At 57.0% G+C, this 24,640-nt stretch carries 21 protein-coding genes and 3 pseudogenes; 16 read left to right on the top strand and 8 right to left on the bottom strand.

From position 1 onward, the window contains the following. The 8 genes from BLM14_RS28110 to BLM14_RS32865 all read left to right on the top strand — a co-directional run bounded on the left by BLM14_RS28110 (position 1) and on the right by BLM14_RS32865 (position 8,359). Positions 1-468 (top strand): RidA family protein, encoded by a 468-nt coding sequence (locus tag BLM14_RS28110; protein WP_100003328.1) that lies wholly within the window; start codon positions 1-3, stop codon positions 466-468. A 2-nt stretch (positions 469-470) separates the two neighbouring features. After that, positions 471-1,466, top strand: coding sequence for a CobW family GTP-binding protein (locus tag BLM14_RS28115; RefSeq protein ID WP_100003329.1), 996 nt, complete (start codon positions 471-473; stop codon positions 1,464-1,466). A 328-nt stretch (positions 1,467-1,794) separates the two neighbouring features. Beyond that, a complete protein-coding gene (locus BLM14_RS28120; RefSeq protein ID WP_100003330.1) occupies positions 1,795-2,787 on the top strand; it encodes an ABC transporter substrate-binding protein in 993 nt (330 codons plus the stop codon). A gap of 64 nt (positions 2,788-2,851) precedes the next feature. Next, positions 2,852-3,625 carry an ABC transporter permease gene (locus BLM14_RS28125; protein WP_237143695.1) on the top strand — a complete coding sequence of 258 codons (774 nt, stop codon included), beginning with the start codon at positions 2,852-2,854 and terminating at the stop codon, positions 3,623-3,625. Between the two features lie 53 nt (positions 3,626-3,678). After that, positions 3,679-4,479, top strand: coding sequence for an ABC transporter ATP-binding protein (locus BLM14_RS28130; RefSeq protein WP_100003332.1), 801 nt, complete (start codon positions 3,679-3,681; stop codon positions 4,477-4,479). A 136-nt stretch (positions 4,480-4,615) separates the two neighbouring features. Further along, the gene (locus tag BLM14_RS28135) at positions 4,616-6,196 is read left to right on the top strand and encodes a Re/Si-specific NAD(P)(+) transhydrogenase subunit alpha (protein WP_100003333.1); all 1,581 of its coding nucleotides are present in this window, start codon (positions 4,616-4,618) and stop codon (positions 6,194-6,196) included. A 16-nt stretch (positions 6,197-6,212) separates the two neighbouring features. Then, positions 6,213-7,646 (top strand): NAD(P)(+) transhydrogenase (Re/Si-specific) subunit beta, encoded by a 1,434-nt coding sequence (locus BLM14_RS28140; protein WP_100003334.1) that lies wholly within the window; start codon positions 6,213-6,215, stop codon positions 7,644-7,646. 326 nt (positions 7,647-7,972) lie between these two features. Beyond that, the gene (locus tag BLM14_RS32865) at positions 7,973-8,359 is read left to right on the top strand and encodes a CHAD domain-containing protein (RefSeq protein WP_100003335.1); all 387 of its coding nucleotides are present in this window, start codon (positions 7,973-7,975) and stop codon (positions 8,357-8,359) included. A 34-nt stretch (positions 8,360-8,393) separates the two neighbouring features. On the opposite strand, the gene BLM14_RS28150 is transcribed toward BLM14_RS32865, so the two are convergent. The 4 genes and pseudogenes from BLM14_RS28150 to BLM14_RS28160 all read right to left on the bottom strand — a co-directional run bounded on the left by BLM14_RS28150 (position 8,394) and on the right by BLM14_RS28160 (position 11,389). Continuing rightward, the gene (locus BLM14_RS28150) at positions 8,394-8,918 is read right to left on the bottom strand and encodes a hypothetical protein (protein WP_100003336.1); all 525 of its coding nucleotides are present in this window, start codon (positions 8,916-8,918) and stop codon (positions 8,394-8,396) included. A 496-nt stretch (positions 8,919-9,414) separates the two neighbouring features. Continuing rightward, positions 9,415-9,896, bottom strand: a pseudogene (locus BLM14_RS32870) (transposase). Between the two features lie 29 nt (positions 9,897-9,925). Then, positions 9,926-10,136, bottom strand: a pseudogene (locus BLM14_RS32875) (IS110 family transposase); the annotation flags it as partial. 236 nt (positions 10,137-10,372) lie between these two features. Further along, on the bottom strand, positions 10,373-11,389 hold the full coding sequence (locus BLM14_RS28160; RefSeq protein WP_100003337.1) for an IS110 family RNA-guided transposase: 1,017 nt from the start codon (positions 11,387-11,389) through the stop codon (positions 10,373-10,375). 230 nt (positions 11,390-11,619) lie between these two features. On the opposite strand from BLM14_RS28160, the pseudogene BLM14_RS28165 reads away from it, so the two are divergent. Further along, a pseudogene (locus BLM14_RS28165) lies at positions 11,620-11,970 on the top strand (integrase core domain-containing protein); the annotation flags it as partial. Positions 11,971-12,021: 51 nt separating this feature from the next. Here the strand turns inward: BLM14_RS28165 and BLM14_RS28170 are convergent. From BLM14_RS28170 to BLM14_RS28185, 4 genes are all read right to left on the bottom strand, one after another. Beyond that, entirely contained in the window at positions 12,022-13,008 is a 987-nt protein-coding gene (locus BLM14_RS28170; protein WP_100003338.1) for an alpha/beta hydrolase, read from the bottom strand. Then, positions 13,005-14,474, bottom strand: a complete 1,470-nt coding sequence (locus tag BLM14_RS28175; RefSeq protein WP_100003339.1) for a flavin-containing monooxygenase — start codon at positions 14,472-14,474, stop codon at positions 13,005-13,007. The genes BLM14_RS28170 and BLM14_RS28175 overlap by 4 nt, the downstream gene beginning before the upstream one ends. 83 nt (positions 14,475-14,557) lie before the next feature. Further along, positions 14,558-15,712 (bottom strand): iron-containing alcohol dehydrogenase, encoded by a 1,155-nt coding sequence (locus BLM14_RS28180; protein WP_100003340.1) that lies wholly within the window; start codon positions 15,710-15,712, stop codon positions 14,558-14,560. 33 nt (positions 15,713-15,745) lie between these two features. Next, positions 15,746-17,182, bottom strand: coding sequence for an NAD-dependent succinate-semialdehyde dehydrogenase (locus tag BLM14_RS28185; protein WP_338066486.1), 1,437 nt, complete (start codon positions 17,180-17,182; stop codon positions 15,746-15,748). A 221-nt stretch (positions 17,183-17,403) separates the two neighbouring features. Between BLM14_RS28185 and BLM14_RS28190 the strand changes: the two genes are divergently transcribed. The 7 genes from BLM14_RS28190 (at position 17,404) to BLM14_RS28220 (ending at position 24,609) form a co-directional block, all read left to right on the top strand. Further along, positions 17,404-17,853 carry a lipocalin-like domain-containing protein gene (locus tag BLM14_RS28190; protein WP_237143697.1) on the top strand — a complete coding sequence of 150 codons (450 nt, stop codon included), beginning with the start codon at positions 17,404-17,406 and terminating at the stop codon, positions 17,851-17,853. Positions 17,854-18,149: 296 nt separating this feature from the next. Further along, the gene (locus tag BLM14_RS28195; RefSeq protein ID WP_100003343.1) at positions 18,150-19,262 is read left to right on the top strand and encodes an ABC transporter ATP-binding protein; all 1,113 of its coding nucleotides are present in this window, start codon (positions 18,150-18,152) and stop codon (positions 19,260-19,262) included. Between the two features lie 24 nt (positions 19,263-19,286). Beyond that, a complete protein-coding gene (locus BLM14_RS28200) occupies positions 19,287-20,318 on the top strand; it encodes an ABC transporter substrate-binding protein (RefSeq protein WP_100003344.1) in 1,032 nt (343 codons plus the stop codon). Between the two features lie 29 nt (positions 20,319-20,347). Continuing rightward, the gene (locus BLM14_RS28205) at positions 20,348-21,631 is read left to right on the top strand and encodes an ABC transporter permease (protein WP_100003345.1); all 1,284 of its coding nucleotides are present in this window, start codon (positions 20,348-20,350) and stop codon (positions 21,629-21,631) included. Positions 21,632-21,634: 3 nt separating this feature from the next. Next, positions 21,635-22,432 (top strand): ABC transporter permease, encoded by a 798-nt coding sequence (locus tag BLM14_RS28210; RefSeq protein ID WP_100003346.1) that lies wholly within the window; start codon positions 21,635-21,637, stop codon positions 22,430-22,432. 58 nt (positions 22,433-22,490) lie between these two features. Next, the gene (locus BLM14_RS28215; RefSeq protein WP_237143698.1) at positions 22,491-23,795 is read left to right on the top strand and encodes an NAD(P)/FAD-dependent oxidoreductase; all 1,305 of its coding nucleotides are present in this window, start codon (positions 22,491-22,493) and stop codon (positions 23,793-23,795) included. Between the two features lie 7 nt (positions 23,796-23,802). Continuing rightward, positions 23,803-24,609, top strand: a complete 807-nt coding sequence (locus BLM14_RS28220) for an IclR family transcriptional regulator (RefSeq protein ID WP_100003348.1) — start codon at positions 23,803-23,805, stop codon at positions 24,607-24,609. Positions 24,610-24,640: the final 31 nt, after the last annotated feature.

Here is a 24,640-nt window from a genome sequence, read left to right on the forward strand (position 1 = left end):
ATGGTGGGGAAGATCGACGACAAGCTGGCGAAGTTGGGCATTGTGCTGCCGGCAACAACTGCTCCGCTGGCAAACTATGTGCCGGCACGCCGTCTTGGAGGGCAAATTTATATCTCCGGTCAGGTGCCCGCCGAGGGCGGTAAGGACAAATTCACGGGTAAACTCGGCTCCGACTTTTCGGTTGAGGAGGGGCAGGCAGCTGCGCGCCTGTGTGCGGTCAACATTCTGGCCCAGCTCAAGCAGGCTCTGGATGGTGATCTCGACCGCGTGGTCGGCGTCATCCGACTGGGGGGCTTCGTCAATGCCGAGCCGGATTTCAAGGATCACCCCAAGGTCATCAATGGAGCATCTGATCTTATGGTCGAGGTGTTTGGAGAGGCTGGGCGTCATGCCCGTGCAGCTGTCGGCTGCTACTCGCTGCCGCGAAACGTGCCGGTCGAGATCGACGCGATCTTCGAGGTCAGCTGACCGTGCAGCCCGCAGCTTCCGTTTCGGATGCTCGAATTCCGGTCCATGTCCTGACCGGCTTCCTTGGCAGTGGCAAGACGACCCTCCTTCGCCACCTGCTCGGGGATCCGGAATTCACCGACACCGCTGTCGTTATCAATGAGTTTGGCGAGGTCGGTCTTGACCACCTGCTGGTCCGAGAGGTGTCCGAAGACGCGGTGCTGTTGTCATCAGGCTGTCTATGCTGCGCCGTCCGGGACGATCTGGTTTCTACGCTTATCGATATGCTGGCGATGGTGCGTCGCCGGGAAGTGACACCGTTCCGCCGCGTCGTCGTCGAAACCACGGGTCTCGCCGATCCCGCACCGATCATGCAGGCGGTGATGAGCGACCTCCAGCTCAGGCGCGGCTACCGGACGGGCAATATCGTCTCTACCGTCGATGGCGTCGGCGGCGCCGGAACGATCGCTCAATTTGCCGAGGCTGTCCAGCAGGTGGCGCTGGCCGACCGTGTGATCGTGACGAAGTCCGACCTCGCCGAGCCTTGGCGACTTGACGCAGTTCAGAAAGACATTGCCACAATCAATCCCGCAGTCAGCCAGCTTGTCTCGAGTAAGGGGAAAATGCCGAGCTCCAAAGAGATTTTCGAGCCGGCTGGAACCGGGCAGCCACGCCACGTCGAGATCCCGGATACTCCGATCAGCGGCAAGCACAGTGCCGGCATCAAGACTTTTGCGATCAATATCGACAACCCCGTCCACTGGCCGGCTTTTCTCGACTGGTTGGAATTGCTGCTTGCCGGCCGCGGCCAATCAATCCTCCGGGTCAAGGGCTTGCTCTCGGTGGTCGGCGATCCCCGCCCTGTAGTCATCCAGGGGGTCCAGCATGTCGTCTACCCGCCGGAGTACCTGCCGCGCTGGCCGGAAGGCTCCTCGGGCGGCTGGTTGGTGTTCATCGCCCGGGACTTGAGCCGCTCCGCCATTGAAAATTCGCTGCCGAGTATTTTTGCCTCTAAATGACACACGGCACCCTCATCAAGTCCCACTAATACTTCCCATGCTGAACAACCGGTCATGCGACAATGAATGATTGCGGCGACGCGGCGTCGCCTGAAATTTGCGGGCGATTCTTGGTGGTTCGCCGGAACGTGAGGCTTCCGTCCCAACTGTGGCAATCGCGGGAAAGCCGCGTAGTTCTCGCAGATTCTTCCCTTGACAATCTCAAAATGTGATCACATTATGAGATCAAGAATTAAATTCGCGGGTAGGAAGCGCCGATTTGATCCTTGGGGAATAAAGCAGGCATAAAGCCAATTGGACGCCAGGGTGCGTCACTAGGAGGAGTGAAATGTTGCACACCACACGTGTCATTCGCGGTACCGTACTCGTCGCGACAACCGCCCTTGCCATGCTTATGGCAAGCCAGAGCGCCAAGGCCGAAGATGTGAAAGTCCGCTTCAGCTGGAAGCTGAAGGGCGAATACGGTTTCTTTTATCTTGGCGAGCAGAAAGGCCTCTACAAGGATGCTGGAGTAACTCTGAAGCTCGGCGAAGGCGCCGGCTCACAGGCAGCACTCGGTTCGCTCATCCAAGGCCAGGAAGACGCTGTCATCCTGCCCGGTATTTTTGCGTTGTCCGCAATTCAGAAAGGAATGCCGGTCAAGATCATAGCCCTCTATCAGCCGGAGTCACCGATCGTCCTGATATCGCATTCCGACAAGCCGGTAACCACGCCAAAGGACCTGGAGGGCAAGACCATTGCCCATGCCGTCGGGGAGACCGGCACGTCCTATCTCGGCGCCTTCTGCGAGATCAACAAGGTCGATTGCAGCAAGGTTGCAAAAATTCAGATGGACTCTCAGTCGCGAGTCCCGCAGTTCCTGCAAGGCCAGGTCGATGTGGTCAGCGTCTACAGGACCAATGATCTGCCCGTTCTCGAAGATAAGACGGGCCAGAAGTTTCCGGTGCTTGACATGACCAAGTACGGGCTCGCTATTCCCGGCATGGCGGTGGTGGCCAGCGATAATGGTATCGCTGAGAAGGGCGCTGCACTGAAGAGTTTCCTTGCCGCCAATGCCAAGGCGATCGAGATGGCGCGGTCGGATCCGGCCGCCGCGACGGTCGCGCTCAAGGCTGTCTGGCAAGCTGGCCCTTCGGACAAGGTCATCCAGCAGCAGATTGAGGCGACTTCCGCGTCGGTTCATTCTCCGAGCGGCAAGCCAATTGGCTGGGTTGATGACAAGGTGATCGCCAATGCGCTTAAGCTTGTCAGCGGCGTCGAGCAAATCGGCGATCCGAAGCCGGCTTCGACTTTTTACACGAATGAACTTCTGACACAGTGAGGCTATGGTGGCGAACACGAATGTATTAGGCGCCAGACGCGCGCAGTCCAAACGGGATAAAGCCATGAGCAGGAAGAAAGCGCGAGGACCATGGATTGAACGCTACTCGGCGGTTATTCTCGCGGCCGTGTTGCTCGCCGCTTGGCAGATACTGGTTCCACTTTCTGGACTTTCAGAATTCGTCCTGCCGACGCCGCTGGCCATTGCTACACGTATCGTCAACGACCTTCCACTGCTCGCCACCCATGCGTACGTGACATTGTTCGAAGTCATCGCTGGTTTTGCGATGGGTGTATTCATCGGAATTCCCCTGGCGCTCGCGATATTCTACTCCCGCGCATTCGAGCGTGCCATTTATCCGATCCTGGTTGCGCTGCAGACCGTCCCAAAGGTAGCTTTGGCGCCGCTCCTGGTGCTTTATCTGGGTTATGGCTGGGCTCCGAAGATCACGCTTGCCTTCCTCATCTCGTTCTTCCCCATCGTCATTTCGACGGTCGTCGGCCTCCAGTCGCTGGACAAGAACCTTGTAAACCTCGTCCGTTCCATGGGTGCCAGCGAATGGCAGACCTTCTTCAAGGTGCGCCTGCCGGCCGCGCTTCCCAACATATTCGGTGGTTTCAAGGTGGCGGTGTCGCTCGCTGTTATCGGCGCGGTGATTGGTGAGTATGTTGCTGCCGAACGCGGACTTGGCTACTTGCAACTCCAGGCAAACTCTCTGTTCGACACCACGCTAAACTTTGCCACCGTGGTTACCATCTCTGGTCTCGGTGTAATGCTCTATTTCATCATCAATTTCGTGGAGAGGCGCGTCACATACAAGCGCGACGACGCCAAATAGGCTGCGATCCGTGTGACCGGTCAAAACAATCAAAGCTTCAGTGAGGTAGTCCCATGAATGTTATTTCCCCGGCGGGCGCTGCGGTCGATATCTCCCGGCTCTCGAAGATCTACAGGACACGTGAGGACGAAGATGTCGTGGCGCTCGACAAGATCGACCTCAAATTTGAGCCAGGCACCTTTGTCGCCGTCGTCGGTCCGAGCGGTTGCGGCAAGAGCACGCTCCTGTCGCTGCTTGCTGGCCTTATCGGGGCTACGACAGGCTCGATTGCCATCGATGGAGAGGCCGTCAGCAAACCACATCCCAAGATTGGCGTCGTTTTCCAGTCCGATCTACTGCTGTATTGGCGTACCGTACTCGATAATATCTTGTTGCCTATAGAGATTAAAAGGCTGGATGTCACCCAATACCGAACCCGCGCGGAAGAGTTGCTGGCCCAGGTAGGGCTCGAGGGGTTTGGCAACAAATACCCCTCAGAACTTTCCGGAGGGATGCGCCAACGTGTAGCCATCTGCCGTGCGCTGATCCAGGAGCCCGGACTTTTGCTTATGGATGAACCGTTCGGCGCGCTCGATGCACTGACGCGCGAACAGATGATCATGGACCTTCAGGCAATGTGGATGCGGCTTGGAAACACCGTGCTTTTCATCACCCACGGTATTGATGAGGCGGTGTTTATGGCAGACCGCGTGTTGGTGATGTCGCCACGACCCGGCCGCGTTGACCTCGACCTCGTTATCGACATGCCTCGCCCGCGCCACTGGGGCAGAATACAGGAGGACAAAGCCTATCACGGCTATGTTCGCACAATCCGCGACATTTTCGAGGCGAAGGGCGTCCTGGTTGCACACTAGCAAGGCGCCGGGGTCTCGCGCGTTGAAACCGCCGCTTCGAACGCTGCATCCCGTGGGTTGCTCCTGGCTACGCAGTTCACCTCTTGGTCAATTCCGATAAACGCCTACTAGAGGGCCGGCTTCGCCGGATTAAATAATGGGACAAAAGGTTGGGTCTCTTAAGGAGCTGGCCTCTGGAGAATCGCGCGTTGCGATGACACCGGAGTCAGCACAGCAATTGCAGAAGCTCGGGCATGCATGCTTGGTTGAGGCTGGCGCGGGCAAAGGTGCGGGGATTTCGGACGAGGCCTACCGCGCTGCGGGGGTTACCGTGGTTGAGGATGCCGCGGCTCTGTTTGCGGCTGCTGATGTGATCGTCAAGGTTCGCCCACCGACGGTGGAGGAGGTCGAGCGACTGTCAGCCGGTCAGACACTTCTCTCCTTCTTCTATCCCGGACAGAATGCGGTGCTTCTGGAGCGTGCGAAGGAGAGGGGCGCCAACATCATCGCCATGGACATGGTACCGCGCATTTCGCGCGCCCAGAAGATGGATGCGCTGTCGTCCATGGCCAATATCGCTGGCTATCGGGCGATGATCGAGGCGGGCAACAATTTCGGCCGCTTCTTCACCGGCCAAGTCACTGCCGCAGGGAAGGTACCACCGGCCAAAGTGCTGGTCATTGGCGCGGGCGTCGCCGGGCTTGCAGCCATCGGCGTCGCCACTTCGCTCGGCGGGCAAACCTACGCCTTCGACGTGCGCCCGGAGGTCGCCGAGCAGATCGAAAGCATGGGCGCCGAGTTCGTCTATCTCGATTTTGATGATGGTCAAGAGGACGGAGCGGCGAGCGGGGGCTATGCCGCACCGTCTTCCCCAGCGTTCCGCGAGAAGCAGCTGGCAAAATTCCGCCAACTGGCGCCCGAGATGGACATCGTCATCACCACGGCGCTGATCCCAGGTCGGGACGCGCCGAAGCTCTGGCTCGCCGACATGGTGGCGGCGATGAGGCCCGGTTCGGTGATCGTGGATCTAGCCGCCGAACGCGGGGGTAATTGCAATCTTACCGTCGCCGACGAGCGCATTGTGTCCGACAACGGCGTCATCGTCATCGGCTACACCGACTTTCCGAGCCGCATGGCTGCGCAGTCCTCCGCGCTCTATGCCACCAACATCCGCCATATGCTTGCCGACTTGACGCCAGGCAAGGACGGCGTGATCGTCCACAATATGGAGGACGACGTCATCCGCGGTGCAACCGTTGTCTTCGAGGGCGCCATCACCTATCCGCCCCCGCCCCCCAAGATCGCGGCGATCGCGGCGCGAAAGCCCAAGGGAAAGGTGAAGGAGCCGACGCCGGAGGAGAAGCGTGCCACCGAGGCTACCGCCTTCAGGACGCAGACCCGCAGCCAGCTCGCGCTTCTTGCAGTCGGCACGGCCCTCCTGCTCTTCGTCGGGGCTTACGCCCCCTCGGCCTTCATGAGCCATTTCGTCGTTTTCGTGCTCGCCTGCTTCGTCGGCTTCCAGGTCATCTGGAACGTCTCGCATTCCCTGCACACGCCGCTGATGGCTGTTACCAACGCGGTCTCCGGCATCGTCATCCTCGGCGCATTACTGCAGATTGGCTCGGGCAATTGGCTGGTAACGGTGCTCGCGGCGCTCGCGGTTCTAATCGCCACGATCAACATTGTCGGCGGCTTTCTCGTAACCCGACGCATGCTTGCCATGTTCCAGAAGTCCTGACCGGGAGAAATTCATCATGACGATCGGTATCGTTTCGGCCGCCTACATCGCGGCAGCTGTTCTCTTCATCCTCTCGCTCGGCGGGCTTTCGGGGCAGGAGAGCGCCAAGCGCGCCGTATGGTACGGCATCGTCGGCATGGGCCTTGCCGTCCTCGCCACGGTGTTCGGACCGGGTGTCGGCAACGGGCTCGTCGTTGTCCTGATGATTGCCGGCGGGGCCGTGCTCGGCGCTTACGTCGCCGCCCGCGTGCAGATGACGCAGATGCCGCAACTCGTCGCCGCGCTGCACTCCTTCGTTGGCCTTGCGGCCGTGTTCATCGGTTTCAACGCCCATATCGAAGCGGCCGAACTCGCCGGGCTCGACGAGGCCTCCCGTTCCGCCCTCACCGGCTTTGCCGCGATCCTCGCGCACAAGACGCCGGTTGAACTAACGATCATGAAGGTCGAGATATTCCTCGGCATCTTCATAGGTGCGGTTACCTTCACGGGCTCGGTCGTCGCCTTCGGCAAGCTGGCTGGCAAAGTCGACGGCAAGGCGAAGAAGCTGCCGGGCGGACAGGGCTTGAACGCCAGCGCGGCGCTCCTCTCCATCGTCCTGCTCGTCCTCTATCTCAACGGGGCCGGCGGCTGGACATTGATCCTTATGATGCTCGCCGCCTTCTTCATCGGTTATCATCTGATCATGGGGATCGGTGGCGCCGACATGCCGGTCGTGGTGTCGATGCTGAACTCCTATTCCGGCTGGGCGGCGGCGGCCATCGGCTTCACCCTCGGCAATGATCTTTTGATCGTCACCGGGGCGCTGGTCGGCTCCTCGGGCGCGATCCTCTCCTATATCATGTGCAAGGCGATGAACCGCTCCTTCGTCTCGGTCATCCTCGGCGGCTTCGGCACTATGACCGGCCCGCAGATGGAAATAGCCGGCGAGCAGGTGGAGATCGATGTAGATGGCGTTTCGGCGGCCCTGAAGGATGCCGATACCATCGTCATCGTGCCAGGCTACGGCATGGCGGTGGCGCAGGCGCAGCAATCTGTCTCGGAACTCACCCGCAAGCTGCGGGCACAGGGAAAGACCGTGCGCTTCGCCATCCACCCTGTTGCCGGTCGCTTGCCGGGTCATATGAACGTCCTGCTTGCCGAAGCTAAGGTGCCATACGACATCGTTCTCGAAATGGACGAGATCAACAAGGATTTTTCCGAGACTGATATTGTAATCGTCATCGGCTCCAATGACATCGTCAATCCGGCTGCCCAGGACGATCCGAACTCACCAATTGCTGGCATGCCCGTGCTCGAAGTCTGGAAGGCAAAGCAAGTCTTCGTCTCCAAGCGTGGCCAGGGAACCGGATACTCCGGCATCGAGAATCCACTATTCTACAAGGAGAACACCCGCATGTTCTATGGCGATGCGAAGGTGTCACTCGGCAAACTGCTCGTGCAACTCGCGTAGTCCGGTTGTTTGGATGGACGTTTGATCCCATCATTCGTGGCGAGCCTGCGGCCCGACTCGTGTCAGGCGATCAGTAGCTGGCAATAGTAGAATGCCGCGGTGCGCGTAGGCTATGTGCCAACGGACCATCACATAGCCGTTGCGGGTAGCGGACTGTCTGGACATCAAAATTTCTTAAATCATGCAGTGCGTGACAGTATCGCCGACCCGCAGACGAACCGCTTTCTATTGTTCTTGGGGCTTGCCATCGAGCAGAGAAGCTGGCGCAATGACGTTGCAAGCGAGGATCTCGGAATGGCCGTACCAATGGCGAAGTTTGCGGGCGCGTGCTTGACCCCCTCGAACGAAAGGCACTCAAGCGCGGCCGGCGCTTCCATCGTCTCCGGCCAGAAGCGCGCCACAGGCTGCGGATCACCTTGAAGAAATTACGATGCTCTGCGGAGTTTTTCCTGCCGCTTTATGCAAATCAGGCGTCGACCAGGAAATATCTCAAGCAACTGTCGCGGCTGCAGGATGCATTGGGCAAAGCCAATGACATCAGAACCACGCGAACGTTGCTTTCGGATGTCCGGGAACATGTGGATAGTCCCGGCGTACATCGGGCCATCGGCGCGGTAATCGGCTGGCAAGGGCATATCGAGCCTGCCGGAGCCAGACGGCTGAACAACAGTTGGCGCAAATTCAGGCGCACGGCTCCGTTCTGGCCTTGTTGAAAATCTTGTGTCTGACAAGGGCCGCAGCTTCCTGTTACGCATCGCGTAGCGGCTGCGGTTCGCCATAGCGCCTGTAGAGCCGGCAGCCAGTGCCGATGGCTGTTTCATAAAGGCTGTCGCCTGGCTTAAGCTCTGCCCAGGAAGAACGCGTTGGGCTGATCGTGAGGCGAGGCCGAACGACAAGGCCGGCGATCGCAGAGAGTTCCAATGCATAGGCTTCAAGCGCCGCTCCCCGATTCATTACGGTGTAGCACGTGGCGAGATACAAGTAGTTCTCCAGCTGCTCTTGTCCGACGCTATCCGCGTCGCCCACTGTCTGAGTGTCTGCTCGACCGAGCAACAGCTCAGCAGCGCACTGAATGACGGTGTCATCCCACGTCGTGTCCTGCAGGAAGATCTCGTGTTCCTGTGTGGCAAATCCCAATGTGCGATGATGCGCCGGCAAACACTTTACGAAGGGGCGGGCAACCTCGGCGTCGTCGAAAATCTGGTGAACAAGGGCCTTGCCCTGCGAAAAGGGTATCTTCCTGCGGATCGGTTTGATATGTGCGCATGCCACGCAGTGTCACGGACCTGCACCGATACCGCTGCCTTACTACGTTTGGTCATCTCGGCCATCCAGGATACCTCTGTCAGTGCTTTGACGGCAGTTGCCCCGCATCTGAAGCGACTTTGTCCCATGAAATAAGGGCATAATTTTATGTAAATTTGAGGCAATCTCTAAATCGAATGGTTAGATCAACGCGGCTTTTGTTACGCAATTGTCACATTCTGCCTGCATTCTGAGCGTGACACTTCATCCATCGCGTCTATCATCAAAATTTGCGACATGTATGGACGCCCCGGTGGGTGCAACAAGAATCTTTTAGAAGAGATATTGCGTGAGCCTCTGATGCAGCGTTCCACATGCCTCGGGCCTGTATGGGAGTTCGCAGACCGGGTCCAATTCACAACCGCGTGCTCAAGGCACTTTGTCGCAATCTGGTTTTCCCGGTCTCGTCTCGTCGACCGGTACGCCATATCTTCCATCTGACCTTCCTACATCTCCGACAGCCTCACGATCGTTGCAGGGTTACTCTGCCGCGATCTGAGCTCGATAAATTCCACCTTTGGCCGTCAAAGCCCAGACGATACGAGCCATCTTGTTGGCAAAACCTTACCAGCATGGGCGGTTTGCGCTTGAGCATACTCGCCAGCCACGATCCTGCTACGGCTCCCTTTCGTGCTGCCCACCGTACAACGGCACTCGCTCCGATGATGAGCAAGCGGCGCAAGGTTCGTTCCCCCATCTTCGAAGTCTTGCCCTGCCGCTGGTTGCCACCCGTGGAATGTTGCAGCGGTGGAGCCCGAGCCACGCTGCAAAGTCACGCCCGCGTTTGAATGTCTCGGCTGCCGGTGCCAGTGCTGTCAGCGCCCTGGCGATGACAGGATCAACACCAGGAATAGTCATCAGGCGCCGCGCGACTTCATCCTCCTTGGCACGGCGGGCAATCTCGGTATCCAGTAGCCTGATGCGCTCATCCAATGTGCGCAGCATTTCAACTAAGACCTCAAGCACCGGACGCGGCCTCGCACGACGACAATTCCAAACTCAGCAAGATGGCCGCGCAGGGCATTGATGATCTGGGTTCGTTGCCGCACGAGAAGATCGCGCGTGCGGAACACAATGGCCGCAGCCTGGCTCTTCTCGCTTCACAGCAACAAAACGCATTGTAGGGCGAAGTGCTGCCTCACAGATTGCTTCGGCATCGGGAGCATCGTTCTTTTGTCGTTTTACATCTATGGACGTCTCTCCCATTGCAAGGTTCTCTCGATTTGAACTAACCGCGCTCTCCCAGGTTGCGAACATCTATCCGGCGTCACCGGATTGGTGCGCCCAAATGGGAATTCCGCGCTGTGAGCCTCAACAAATGGTCGGCCTCGAAGGGCCATTATAAAAGTCAGGTTCCTCACAAACCGGATATTGGCGGTCGGTCACATTTCTTGGATCTCCTTGCAATCCTTATCCCAGCCTCAGGTTGCCGACTGGAATTCCACGTCTCGCCTGAGCACGGCCCAGATTATCCGAGCATTCTTATTTGCCACCGCGACGATCGCACGATTCATCCCACGCCGCTCACGAAGGGCGTTGACCCAGCGGCTAAAGGCGTCTTCCCTTTTGGCTGTTACTCTGACTACGGCCCGCGCGCCGTGCACGAGTAAGGTTCGTAGGCGCTGGTCACCGCGCTTGCTGATCCCCATCAGGATCTTCCGATTTCCGCTGGAATGTTGCCTGGGCACAAGGCCCATCCACGCGGCCAGATGTCTGCCGTTCTTGAACTCACTGCCATCGCCCACCGCGGCCACGATAGCTGTTGCTGTCTTCGGACCTACACCACAAATGCGTGCGATCCGCTGGCACGTCGGATTCGCGCGGAAAACCGCTTCGATACGTCGATCGAAAGCTTTGACCCTTTGATCGATTTGATCAAGAAACTCAAGGAGCTCAGCGATAACGTCGCGGGTCATATCTGTCAGATCGTTGGTCATGTCCGCGATGATTTCCGGGATGGCCCGCCTTGCGCGACGGATTGTGATGCCGACGGTGATCCCACGATCAAGTAAAAGGCCACGCATTTGGCTGACAAGAGCTGTTCGGTGATTCACCAAGCGACTGCGTGCGCGGTGGAGAGACTGTATGTCCTGCTCCTCCTGGTTCTTCGTCGGAACGAACTTCATGTTAGGCTGACGCATCGCAGTGCAGATCGCTTCGGCGTCGTTCTGATCATTCTTTTGGTGCTTGACGAAAGGCTTTACGTACTGGGGCGCAATGATCTTCACCGAGTACCCCAGCTTCTCGAACTGGCGCTGCCAAAAGAATGCCCCGGTGCAAGCCTCTATGCCGATTATACAAGGTGGCAGCTTAACCAATTCAGGCAGCAACTGATCTCGGCGCAAGCGTTTGCTGAATAGCTGCCGGCCCGCCGCATCGGTTCCGTGAAGCTGGAACACGTTCTTTGCAAGATCGATACCTATGAATGCAATTGCCATCTTCTCCTCCTTTGGCTGAACATTCTCTCAACCAGCTTGACCGTTGGAGGGAGAGGCGTCCATCCCATTAAATGGCTTCACATAGGCAGGCGGTATCAAACGAACCGCGCCATATCGGGTAAGAGCCTCTCTGGATCCTCCATAGCCATGACCAGCTTGACAACATGAGCCGGGAAGCTGCACGCACCGCGGTCTCAGTGTCCGCAACGCATTCCTTCCGTAGGTGTTATGGCCCGTGTTACGTCGCGGGCGAGCTGGGCGAATGGCTGGAAAAGCGGTCTATGGAACAGGTTAACGGCGCTCCCGGCCATCCACAGACCCAAGGCAAGATCGAGCGCTGGCACCAAACATTGAAGAACCGCATCCTGCTCGAGAACTACTTCTTCTCGGAAGACCTCGAAGCGCAGATCGCCGCCTTCGTCGATCACTACAACCACCGCCGATATCATGAGAGCATCAGCAATCTCACCCCGGCCGACGTCTACTTTGGACGTGGCCAAAACATCCTGTTACAGCGAGAACGGATCAAACGCGACACCATCAAACTCAGGCGCTTGCAACACAGCCGGCAAGCTGGTTAAATCCATAACCAGACGAGCCAGAAACTCCACCCAGACCAATCTGGTCTCAAATCATTTGATGACGGACAGGCTAAGAATAAATTCACACGCCTGTTTCAGCAGTATTTCACCTGTTTTGATTTTTCCTGCTGCGGTAAAAATCCCATGCATATGACGGGGAAGATGGTGATGAATGACCCGCGCACCCCGGGCAGCTGCAAGACCAGCATATGCTATTCCCTCATCACTTAGAGGATCATGTCCGGCAGTTACGATGAACATAGGCGGCTGCGCCCGTTGATCGCGACATAACAGCGGTGAAAGGGAAACGTCAGCCCGATCGAATTCTGCCGGGGCGTAGTGGTCAGCGAACCACCGCATGGTCGGGGCCGTCAGGGCAAAGCCATCCGTTACTCTGTTATAGGATGAAGTTTGCATAGTAAGATCGGTCACCGGATAAAGTAACACTTGGCCGACAATATTTGAACCCGGTCGCCAGCGGCCGGGCGTGTTCGCGATAACTGTGGCCATATTCCCACCCGCGCTGTCTCCAAAGACGGCGATATGCGTCATATCGATGCCGAAGGCTTCAGCTCCGTCGACGAGAACACCTAAAGCCTGCCAGCAATCCTCCAGAGGAACCGGGTACGGAAACTCTGGAGCCAGTCGGTAATCAACGGCGGCGACGATGCAACCGGTCCGATTCGCTATGAAGCGGCACAAGCTGTCATGGGTTTCCAGATCGCCGATGACCCAACCGCCGCCGTGTATGAAATAAATGATAGGCCGGAGAAGGGCTCCTACAGTGTTGTGGTTTCTGTAGAGGCGAAGCCGAATGGTGCCGCCGTCGACTGGGACAGACATGGTCTCCACCGCCTCAACATTTTCCCTGGCGACTCCGTTGGCTGAACAGGAGCGCCTGTAATTTTCTCGCGCAACTGGCACCGGTACGTGCTCGAACGATACCGCACCGTTGTCGCGAAACGCCTGGACAAGCGCCCTAGCGTCAGGCGCAACGTCAGTTAGATCGACATGGAAGCCGGATTGCTGTGCTGTCATGGTTCGGGATGCAAAACGTAGTGGGCAGAACTCCACCCTGCGAGCGCGCGATACTCGTCAACGGTGCCCGACCAGTTATTGATGACTTTGCCGGCCGCATTCTTGTACCAGCTGGAACAATTCGAAGAGAAAGCCGAATTCTCCATTGCGGCTTGCAGATGCGTGTTGAACGACGCGAACACATCGGCTTTGACCTCGACGGCACTCCCGCGGCCGCCGAGGTCTTCAACGGCGTCAATCACGTATCGCTGCTGAATTTCAAGCATCGTTATGATTGAATTGTGATTGAGGTTGGTGTTCGGTCCATAGATCATGAACATGTTCGGGAAGTCAGGAACGGTCATTCCCAGGTAGGCCTCTGCGCCCGCGCTCCATGCGTCGCGGAGCTTGCGCTTGCCGCGTCCAAAAACATCAAGGTCCCCATTGAACGCCTGGCTTTCAAAGCCAGTCCCGAAGATGACCACGTCAAAAAAGTGATGGGTCCCGTCTGCTGTAACAATACCGTCGGGGACAAACTGAGCAATCGGGTTCGTTTCCAACATTACGTTTGACCGCATGAGGGCTGGAAAATAATCGTCAGACCTGAGGATCCGCTTGCAGGCAAACTCGTAATCGGGCGTTAGTTTTCTGCGCAGTGCCTCATCAGGAACTTGCTTCTCCAGATGTTCCAACGCGATTCTGATACCCTCTTTTTGAGCGTCGGTCCCGTGGCGTGTTCGCTGGAACCCAGTTTCTCTAAATTCATGGAGGGATTTGCGGCTCGCTTCAAAGAGCGCCGGGTTACTTTCGTAGGCCTCAAGCTGTTCCTCGCTGAAAACAATCTGATTGCGCGGCATGATCCAGTTGGCGCTGCGCTGGAAAACGGTCAGGTGGTCAACGACCGGGGCGATCGCCGGAACATATTGCACTGCACTTGCTGCATTGCCGACCGACGCCACCTTTTTGCCGATCAGATTCACATCGTGCTTCCAGTTCGCGGAGTGGAATCGTTCCCCGGCGAACGTTTCCAGGCCATTGAAAGGCGGAATGGATGGACGGTTTAGTTGCCCCCAGGCCGGCACGAAAAAGCGCGACGTAAGGGTGCTTCCATCAGAGGTTTTGAAACGCCACCGGTTTACTGAAGCATCCCATTCCGCCACATCGATACGCGAATTCAGCTGAATCTTGTCCTCTAATTCAAATCGCCTAACGAGGGCTTTAACGTATCCCAGCAGCTCATCCCGCCCGGCATACATCCGGCTCACACGGAGATGGGGGAAGAAACTATAGCAATAAAGATGCGCCTCGGTGTCGCATGCCGATCCGGGATACGAGTTTTCTCGCCACACCCCCCCGACCTCATCTCCCGCTTCGACAATCAAAAAGTCGTCGCGACCAGCGAGCTTCAGCTGCGCCGCCATGCCCAGCCCCCCGAACCCGGCACCAAGAACAATGACTTCGTAGTCGCTCTTCACGTCGTTGTTCATATTCTCCTCCAATTGCCGCTGTGCTACGGCGTTTGTTTTCGTTTTTTGATGAATGGCGGTGGGACGCCCCGAAACGTGGCTGTTCAAAAAGCGGCTTCGTAGATTTTAAGGGCTGCGGCCTGGTCGACCTCGGCGGGATTGTTAACCAGCAAACGCTGCTGCTTCATCGCCTCGGACGCAAGCATTCCGAGGTCGCGTCGTTCGACTTTAACGTCCCGCAGGCGACGCGGGGCGCCGGTGCGATCCATAAGACCCTCGAGATAGGTGACAAACCGCAGCGCGCGATGCTCTGTTTCTCCAGAGGGGTCCAAGGCCAGCACGTCTGCCAGCTCAGCGTAGAGCGGCGCCGCCACTTTCATATTGAATCGCAGAACCGGGCCCAGCATCAGTGCATTCGAGAGACCGTGTGGAATGTGATAGTGTCCGCCGAGCGGATAAGCGAGAGCATGCACAGCGGCCACTGGTGCGTTGGCAAAGGCCTGCCCCGCCAGCATTGAGCCGAGAAGCATGGCCTCCCGCGCCTCGCGGTTCTGACCGTCGTTGCATGCGGTCTCGATATGAGACGACAACAGGTGCAGGGCCTCCCTTGCAAGAGCGTCAGACACCGGATTCTTCTTGTGCCGGCTGGTGAAAGCTTCGATTGCGTGGACCATCGCATCGATCCCGGTCGCAGCAGTATGGCTCCGCGGCAACCCCAGCGTCAGCTCCCCGTCAAGTATAACGAGGTCGGCATAGAGCTGCTTGGAGACGACGCCCATCTTGGTCGTCTCGCCCGTGGTCAGGATGGAGATGTTGGTAACTTCGGACCCGGTGCCCGCCGTTGTTGGGATCTGCACCAGTGCGAGACGCTCCCCGCGAACGTTTCCGATGCCATATAGTTCGCACAGAGGTTGATCGGAACGCGCCAGTAGGGCCGCAAGTTTCGCGATATCCAGGGACGAACCGCCACCTAGCCCGACAACGATGTCAATTCCGGACTGTCGTGCGATGGCGGCACATCTCATCAAAATTTGTTCGGGCGGATCGGCGACGACCTCGTCGAAAATGGTGACCGTGAATCCGCTTTGCTGCAGCGAAGCGACTGCCTGATCCAAGGTGCCCAATTGTCGTAGGATCTTGTCGGTTACCAGAAGAAGCTGGCGTTCCGGCCGTATCGCGCCGAGGATATCGCCGAGGCGCCGTGCCGCGCCCCACTCGAATTGAATGGAGTTGACCGTATCAAACTGAAAAGATTTCATCGAGAGCTCGCGGGAATTGGAGGGAAAGGTCCATTATTTCACTGCCATGCACAGATATTTCAGTTCGAGATACTCATCGATGCCATACTTGGAACCCTCCCGGCCGATACCTGATTGCTTGACGCCGCCAAAGGGTGCGACCTCGTTGGAGATCAGACCGGTATTGTGCCCGACCATCCCGTATTCCAGCCGTTCGGCGACCCGCCATGCGCGGCTCGAATTCTCGGTAAAGAAATAGGCGGCGAGCCCATATTCAGTGTCATTGGCCGCATCGAGCACGTCATCTTCCGTATCGAACCGGAAGACAGGCGCCAGCGGACCAAAGGTTTCTTCGCGGGCGACGTCCATCTTCGCAGTAACGCCGGTGACGACGGTGGGCTCAAAAAATAGCCCGCCCTTTGCGTGAGTATTTCCTCCCACCGCCACCTTCGCGCCCTTTGCGACGGCGTCTGCAATGTGCTCTCGGATTTTGCTGACGGCTGACGTGTCGATGAGCGGGCCTATCAGCACATCTTTGTCGAAACCGTTGCCGACCGTCAGCCGGGCCACGCGCTCGGACAAGCGGCGGACGAATGCATCATGTATACCTCTTTGGACATAGAGCCGGTTGGCGCAGACACAGGTTTGCCCGGCATTTCGAAACTTTGCGGCAACGGCGCCCTCGACCGCGGCCTCAAGGTCTGCGTCATCGAAGACAATGAATGGCGCGTTCCCGCCCAGTTCAAGGGATAACCTTTTTATGGTCGGCGCACATTGCGCCATCAGGACCCGTCCCACTTGGGTTGATCCTGTGAAGGAAAGCTTCCTGATGACTTCGCTTTGCGTGAGCACGCCACCGATCGTGCGGGAGTCTCCCGTAACGACCTGAAGGACGCCGCGTGGGATGCCCGCCCGGTTTGCGAGTTCCGACAGTGCCAGCGCGGTCAAGGGGGTCTGCTGCGCGGGCCTCACGATCATGGTGCAGCCCGCAGCAAGTGCAGGCGCCGCCTTACGGGCTATCATCGCGGCCGGAAAGTTCCACGGCGTGATCGCGGCACATACGCCAACCGGCTGCTTGAGCACGATGATGCGTTTATCCGTCTGGGGGGAGGGTATTACGTCGCCATAGACGCGTTTTGCCTCTTCGGCGAACCATTCGATGAATGAGGCAGCGTAGTCAATCTCGGCGCGAGCCTCGGATAAGGGTTTGCCTTGTTCTGCGGTCATGACTGCGGCAAGACTGTCGGTGTTCTCGATCACCAGGGCGTGCCATTGCCGGAGATGAGCGGCGCGCTCCTTAGCCGCCAACCTTGACCAGTCCCGGAAGGCTTCCTGCGAAATCTCGATCGCCTCTTCCACGAAATTGGCCTCCCGATCCGGAACGCGACCTATTTCCTCACCGCTGGCGGGGTTGAAAATCGGTACATTTGCCTCATCGGTCCTCGCGAACCAGTGTGAAGCACCCAGGCGTGATAGCGCATCTCTTAGCAAAAGCTCCTCCCACAGGATTGATTGCGGCTTCCCGGCGCGGCGATCACATCAAGTTCGCGCCCACTCCGAGCAGAGAAAAACGCAATTCGTTCCGTTTCGCAAGTCGAAAATTGAGAAGTAGTGATAGAAATCGAGACTAAATTTCTCTAGGATGAGAGTTAACGGACAAGGCGGGCCACAGCTACATCGATCATTCCTGGGTGACGTGAGGAGAAATTCAGTTGAAAAAAGAGATACTTATCGGAACGTGGCGGTTGGTCTCCAGCACGCGGACGATTCTCGACACCGGGGAAGTCGTCAATTCCTATGGCGGTCGGCCAAATGGCTGGATTAACTACGGCGGAGATGGGCGGATGATGGTGGTGGTCGCTCATGACGGCCGTCCGAAACTGGCCGACCCCCTAAGTCTGACGGACGTTGAGCAGGCGGCGCTCTTCAAAACCTTCTTTGCATATGCCGGAACCTACGATCTCGAGGAGGGCTCAATCGTCCACTACATCGACACTTCCTGGAACGAGACCTGGAGCGGCACGCAAATGAAGCGGAATCTCGTTTTAAGCGGCCAGCAAGTCGTCTATACGACCGAGCCCTTCGCTTTTAGCGGGGATGGACGTGAGAGCGTCGTCACACTGGTGTGGGAAAAGTACGACCTTGCGGCTGGCGAGAAATAGCTGACGCCTGCCATCTATGGCGTCACCTCCAGGTGCGAGCCGATATCCACGCCGACTGCACAACTATTCCGCGCGACACGCTGCCGTGCCGCCGGCATTTCTGCATTTTTCATGAACTCAAATCTCTGCCCTAAGCGCCGCCCTGCAAAAAAAGTATGGTGCATTGCACAAAGTATTAGCACTCCCATGACAAGCGACAAAAATCATCAACCGCGCTTGACGGAAATCAAAAGCGGTGCTTAGTATTGATATGTAAGACTGGATATCGAAAATCGAGACAGCAAAGGGAGGTAGAGATGGGAGAGGCTGCGTTAAATTTTCAAGGATACTCACACGTCGGATTCAAAGGCATCTCAAAAACGTACGACGGGAAGAGCTTCGTCGTTAAAGATTTGAATCTGCAGATCGCCAAGGGTGAGTTTCTCACGCTGCTCGGACCGTCGGGCTCCGGCAAGACGACGACTTTGATGATGCTTGCAGGCTTCGAGTTTCCAACGACCGGTGAAATTTCAGTCAATGGCAAACCGATCCAGAGCATGCCGCCGGAAAAACGCAATATCGGAATGGTATTTCAGAACTACGCGCTCTTTCCCCACATGACAGTGGCTGAGAACATCGGATACTCGCTAAAAGTGAGAGGTGTCCAGAAGGCCGAGATTGATCGCCGGGTCACTGAGGCGCTTGCCATGGTCCGGCTCTCGGCTTTCGCCGACCGCAAGCCGTCAGCACTGTCCGGCGGTCAGCAGCAGCGGGTTGCGCTCGCGAGAGCGCTGGTGTTTGAACCCAGCCTTGTCCTCATGGACGAGCCACTCGGCGCACTAGACAAAAAGCTGCGTGAAGATCTGCAGCTGGAAATTCGCCAAATTGCCGACCGGTTTGATCTGACGGTCGTTTATGTGACGCACGACCAGTATGAAGCCCTCACCATGTCGGATCGCATTGCGATTTTTAACGACGGCTGCATCCAGCAGGTAGGTTGCGCCGACGAAATCTACGCTCGCCCCAACAACAGGTTCGTGGCCGAATTTGTCGGCGACAACAACTGCATCGATGCGGAGATCACCAATATTCAAGGCACATTGGTCACGGCCCGTCTGGCCAGTGGTCATCTCGTTTACGCGAAGTCCACCTTGCATGCGAGGAAAGGCGAAAAGACAACAATCGCGGTAAGGCCTGAGAACGTCTCTTTCGTTGATGCAACTGAGCGAAATTCGGTGCCTGGCCGGATCACCGACGTGATTTATTGTGGCGATCAATTCAGAACACATGTCGAGCTTGCCGGCGGTGAGCGGCTTTTCGTGAAAAGCGCAGCTTCGACGGCGGAAACGCGAATGGAGGTCGGAGCGGAAGTCCACCTGCATTGGCAGCCAGACAGCGCGTGGGCGCTCGACGGCAGGACTGTCAACTAACTCCAACAAGAAAAGGGGAATACCATGAAAACCTATGCACTTACCGCCATCGTGTCACTTGCCTTATCGTCGGCCGTCTCCGCTCAGGAACTGACCGTTGTGTCCTGGGGCGGCGCCCTTCAGGATGCTCAGACGAAGGCTTTCATCGATCCGTTCGCCAAAGAAAAAGGCGTGAAAATCACACAGGATAGCTGGAGTGGTGAGCTTGCCAAGTTGCGTGCGATGGTCGATGGAGGCAACGTCGTCTGGGATGTCGTCGATATGGATCCACAGACCGCCGCCGCTGCGTGCGAATCCGGCCTTCTGGAGAGAATAGGCGAGGAAGCGGCATTCAAGGCCACGAATCTGGTACCTGGCGGTCTAACGCCATGCGCTGTCGGGACCAGCACCTACGCGACCGTGCTTGCTTACGACAAAAAGGCCTTCAGCGAGGCGCCGACAAGCACCACGGATATTTTTGATAGTAAGAAATTTCCGGGAAAGCGCGCCATGCGCAAGAGCCCGGTGGACGCTCTGGAACTCGCCCTTGTGGCGGACGGCGTTCCGGCAGGCGAAGTGTACAACACTCTGTCGACTTCGGAAGGTGTGGACCGCGCGTTCAAGAAGCTGGACACAATCAAGTCGGACATCGTCTGGTGGGATGCAGGAGCACAGCCAGCACAAATGCTGAAGTCCGGTGAGGTCAAGATGGCGCTGGCGTGGAACGGCCGAATTGCCGATGCCAATGCAAAAGAAAAGGCTGATCTGGGCATTGGCTGGTCAGACCAGATCCGGGGCTTTGACATGTGGACAATTCCCTCCGGGGCCAAGAACGCAGATATCGCGCGTGAATTTATTCTGTCGTCTCTCGAGCCGGAAACGAATGCTGAATTGAGCAAATACGTCGCTTATGGCCCGGTCACCGAGGCCGCGGCAAAGCTTGTCCCTGCGGAGATTGCGCCGAACCTGCCGTCTGCGCCTGAAAACAGCAAAGGCGCGCTCGCTCAGGATGGCGCGTTCTGGGGCAAGAACAGTGAGACCCTGAATGCGCGGTTTTCCAGCTGGATTTCACAGTAAGTTGGAAATTGAGGTGACGAGTTAATAAGATGGCCGGTGAAAAAACCTTGGCGATTGCGCCAACTGCTACGGTTTCCTCGAAAACTACTCCGATGGTGGTGAGGACCGCAAAAACGGACGAGCGCCTTCGGACAATCATGGCGATATTGCCGGCTTCTCCATTACTCCTGTTCATGATGGCATTCCTTGTCGTCCCGATGTTTTTTATCTTCAAAACGTCGGTATCTGACAATGACATCGTAGTTGCGCTTCCTCGTACGCTCTCGAGCCTGAAAGGTTCAGACTTCAACGGAATCCCGCCCGCCGCGGCATTTGCGGCGCTCGGGCAGGATCTGGATGCGGCCGCGACATCAGGCAAGCTGCGGCCTCTCGGCCGACGTATCGGGTATGAGCTGCCGCGCGGACTTAACATTGTCCTGGACGCTTCGCGTGCTGTCCGGCAGATCGACACCGCATCTGCGTCGCCTGAGACCTGGAAAGACGTGCTCGTCGCATCGAACGACGCCTGGAGCCGACCTGGCATCTGGCAGATTATTTCGAAGTATGATGGAAACTACAGCAGTTTTTATCTGCGCTGGGCATTGGGGTTTCAGGTCGTACGCGACATTGACGGCACCGCCGCGCCAGACCAGGGTTACGACTTCCGTTCGATCTATCTGCGCACCATCGCCATAAGTGTTCTTGTCACCGCCTTGACGGTGCTAATCGGCTATCCATTGGCCTACGTCATATCCAACGCGAAGGGCAGGACAGCGGCACTTCTTCTGTTCCTTATTCTACTGCCTTTTTGGACCTCATTGCTGGTTCGAACGATGTCCTGGATTGTCATGCTGCAGACAAACGGCGTCCTCAACAGTGTTCTGGTCGGCTCGGGTATTTCCGCAGAACCTCTGAAGTTGCTCTATACCCGGCTGGCCACCGTCCTGGCCATGATCCAGATCCAGCTGCCATTTACGGTGTTACCGATGATCAGTGTGATGAAGGCGATATCACCAAGTCATGTCAGAGCAGCACGCAGCCTTGGCGCTGGACCTATCCGCGCGCATGTGACCGTATTTATGCCGCAAGCCGTTCCGGGCATTGCCGCCGGTGGTCTATTAACTTTCGTTCTTTGTCTCGGATTCTATCTCACCCCAGCGTTGGTCGGCGGGCCCGCCGATCAAATGGTGAGCTTCTTCATCGCCCGGTTCACCAACGAGGAATTGAACTGGGGTCTTGCATCCGCTCTAAGCGTGGTTCTCGTTGTCGGCGCCGGCATCATTGCCTTTCCTTTCGCTCGCTATGTCGCGAAACACTCTTCGGAACGGATCTGACCAATGAGCCAGCCCCAGTACGCCGACCTTCCACTCTACATCCGTATACCGCTCTATGCCTTTACGGCAGCTGCACTTGCGCTGCTGATTGTGCCTCTTGCTGTTGCATTACCGATTTCACTCAACGCACAGCCATGGTTCTCCTATCCATTCAGCGGGCTATCCATGCGCTGGTTCGAGCAGCTGTTGGCGTCGCCAATGTGGCAAGCAGCCATCATCAACAGCATACTTATTGCGGTTGTGACGACATTCGTTTCAACGTCGATAGGAACGCTTGCTGCAATAGGTCTCGTCAATCCTCGTTTCCCGCTTCGCAACGGCGTCATGGCGCTCGCCATATCACCAATGGTTGTCCCCGTTGTCGTGTTGGGGCTTGGCCTCTTTATATTCTTCTCATCTCTCGGCCTTAATTACACTTTTGTTGGAATTGTCATTGCCCATACGATGCTTGCGACGCCGTTTGTGGTGATAACGGTGACAGCGACGCTGACACGCTTTGACTTTCGCCTGATGCGCGCGGCGGCCAGTTTGGGAGCTGGCAAAATTACGGCCTTCAGAACTGTTATGCTTCCGATTATCGCGCCAGGCGTAGCGGCAGGGGCCGTGTTCGCCTTCGCCGCATCGTTCGATGAGGTAATTATGGTGCTCTTCGTTGCCGGCCCCCAGCAACGCACTTTACCGAAGCAAATGTTCACCGGACTGCGAGAACAGCTCGATCCGACAATCATCGCCGCCGCGGTTTTGATGATCCTTCTCACGACATTCCTCATGCTGGCCGCACTACGGCTGAACAAGAAATAGGACCATTATGTTACATGCAATGAGTGCAAAGCAGCTCGAACATCGGGTTTCAAGCGGTGTGTTCGCTGACGACTTTCGAGAGGAGCCATATTGGTGGACGGCCGCGTCGCCGGTTGCCACTGGCCCGTCGTCAGAGACGCGGCTGCCGGGGAAAGCCGAGGTTGCTATAGTTGGCGGGGGGATCACCGGGCTTGTCGCCGGGCTGTACCTGGCGCGAGCCGGTGCTGATGTTCTTATTCTTGACGCTCAGAATATCGGTGAGGGCGCCGCACGGCGCAATGCAGGCTTCGTCGGCCGAACGCTAAAGCGTTCCGTCGAGTGGATCTCGAAAAAGGAAGGTCGCGATCACGCTGTTCGCGTTTACCGCGAGCTCGATTCTGCACTGAAGGGGGTGAAGGCTCTCGTCGACGCGGAAGGCATCGATTGCTACCATATGATTTGTGGGCGCCTTGTCTCCGCCAATTCACCTGCTCACTTCAGAAGTACGGTTGCAGATCTCCAGTCCATGAAGCGAAATCTTGGTTTTGATTTCTCCGTGATCGAAAAACATGAGATGCACAAAGAACTTGCTTCCGATCGCTATCACGGCGGTGCAGTCATTCCCGATCTCGGCTCTATCCACCCGGGCCTTTATCATGCCGGTCTCGTGAAAAAAGCCCTGGAAGCTGGGGTGCGTATCCATTCGCATACGGTGGTTCGGGGTATCGAAGGCGGCGACGGCTTGAAACATGTCCGCACCAACCGCGGCGTCCTGGAAGCGCGCCACGTCGTCATCGCCACGAACGGTTACACGACCAAAGACTTAACCTGGCACGCCCGTCGGGTGATTCCGTTCAGGGGGTTTGTGATCGCCACGGAAGTTTTGCCTGAGGCGACCATTGATAAGGTCCTGCCAAACCGGCGAACCTATTTGGACACGAAGATGAACATCGACTTCATCCGGCCGGCTCCCGACAGCAACCGCATTCTTTTCGGCGGCATGACTGGCACAAATTGCGAAACGGGCACCGGACTTGCAGCCGCGTTGCACGCCCGGATGGTCACGATCCTGCCCGATCTTCAAGACGTGCGCTTGAGCCGCGCATGGACCGGTCACTGTGCTGGCACATTTGATTTCATGCCCCATATCGGGCTGAGGGATGGAGTTCATTTTGCGCTCGGTTATAACTTTGCCGGTATTCCGCTCGGCACGCATTTTGGCAAACTCATCGCAGCTCGAATTCTGCAACGCGGAAATACGGGGACAGTATTCGACGTAGAGAACTTCCCCTCAGTTCCCCTTTATCGGGGCTCCCCGTGGTTTTTGCCGCTCGCTATGCGTTATTTTGATTGGCAAGATAGACGAATCGCCACCCATCAATGAGAGTTTCATGTCCAACCCAACGAAATTATTAAAATCCACCGAAAAACCGCTCGAGAGATATGTGCGTATCCTCGAGATCATCGCAGGGTTTCCTGATGGCGTTTCTCCGATAACGGTATCGGAGATGCTAGGGCTTCCGAAAGCTTCTGCATACCGACTTATCCGGAGCCTGACAGAGGTCCAGCTGGTGGAATTGTCGGCTCCGCCGACAGCGACATGCAGGATTGGAAAGCGACTTGAGCAGCTGCTCTTTGCGAATGCCGACGACGATTGGTTCAAGGTTGTTGCACATCCTATCCTCCAGGAGCTTGCACAATCCGTAGGAAAAGCGTGCTTTGTTGCGCGGTTCCAAGGTAATATCGTACGCAGCCTTGATATGGTGGCCCCGGACAATCTTCTTCGAGCCTACATCATCCCCGGGCAGGCAATTCCTTTGCATGCGGGGGCATCGGCAAAGGCCATCCTGGCCTATCAGGACCCCTCGTTGATTGAAGATCTATTGGATCGGCCATTGGAGCGTTATACGCCTGACACGAAGACCGATTTCGTCGCGCTGCGCGAAGAATTGAACGAAGTCAGGTCAGTCGGCATCGCGTATTGTGTGGGCGAGGATGTTGAAGGTTTCTCTGCTTTGGCTGCCCCGGTGGTGGTGGAGGGGCACCCTGTCCAGCACAGCGTCTGCATTACGGGTACAACCACGGGAATTATCGAAACGAACCGAGATGCAAACATTCTGGCGGTTAAGCATGCAGCACGCGAAATGGCGGAGCTTTTAAAGGAGAAATTCAAGGGTTCGTTTCGCCAAGCAAGTTAGTTGCCGTCGGCACTACTGGCACAAATTTTGG

It is taken from the genome of Phyllobacterium zundukense (assembly GCF_002764115.1).
GTDB lineage: Bacteria > Pseudomonadota > Alphaproteobacteria > Rhizobiales > Rhizobiaceae > Phyllobacterium > Phyllobacterium zundukense.

Coding starts and splice junctions, on each gene's coding strand:
- BLM14_RS28110 (WP_100003328.1), top strand. CDS start 1: ATGGTGGGGAAGATCGACGACAAGCTGGCGAAGTTGGGCATTGTGCTG.
- BLM14_RS28120 (WP_100003330.1), top strand. CDS start 1,795: ATGTTGCACACCACACGTGTCATTCGCGGTACCGTACTCGTCGCGACA.
- BLM14_RS28125 (WP_237143695.1), top strand. CDS start 2,852: ATGAGCAGGAAGAAAGCGCGAGGACCATGGATTGAACGCTACTCGGCG.
- BLM14_RS28130 (WP_100003332.1), top strand. CDS start 3,679: ATGAATGTTATTTCCCCGGCGGGCGCTGCGGTCGATATCTCCCGGCTC.
- BLM14_RS28135 (WP_100003333.1), top strand. CDS start 4,616: ATGGGACAAAAGGTTGGGTCTCTTAAGGAGCTGGCCTCTGGAGAATCG.
- BLM14_RS28140 (WP_100003334.1), top strand. CDS start 6,213: ATGACGATCGGTATCGTTTCGGCCGCCTACATCGCGGCAGCTGTTCTC.
- BLM14_RS28160 (WP_100003337.1), bottom strand. CDS start 11,389: ATGGCAATTGCATTCATAGGTATCGATCTTGCAAAGAACGTGTTCCAG.
- BLM14_RS28170 (WP_100003338.1), bottom strand. CDS start 13,008: ATGACAGCACAGCAATCCGGCTTCCATGTCGATCTAACTGACGTTGCG.
- BLM14_RS28175 (WP_100003339.1), bottom strand. CDS start 14,474: ATGAACAACGACGTGAAGAGCGACTACGAAGTCATTGTTCTTGGTGCC.
- BLM14_RS28180 (WP_100003340.1), bottom strand. CDS start 15,712: ATGAAATCTTTTCAGTTTGATACGGTCAACTCCATTCAATTCGAGTGG.
- BLM14_RS28195 (WP_100003343.1), top strand. CDS start 18,150: ATGGGAGAGGCTGCGTTAAATTTTCAAGGATACTCACACGTCGGATTC.
- BLM14_RS28200 (WP_100003344.1), top strand. CDS start 19,287: ATGAAAACCTATGCACTTACCGCCATCGTGTCACTTGCCTTATCGTCG.
- BLM14_RS28205 (WP_100003345.1), top strand. CDS start 20,348: ATGGCCGGTGAAAAAACCTTGGCGATTGCGCCAACTGCTACGGTTTCC.
- BLM14_RS28210 (WP_100003346.1), top strand. CDS start 21,635: ATGAGCCAGCCCCAGTACGCCGACCTTCCACTCTACATCCGTATACCG.
- BLM14_RS28220 (WP_100003348.1), top strand. CDS start 23,803: ATGTCCAACCCAACGAAATTATTAAAATCCACCGAAAAACCGCTCGAG.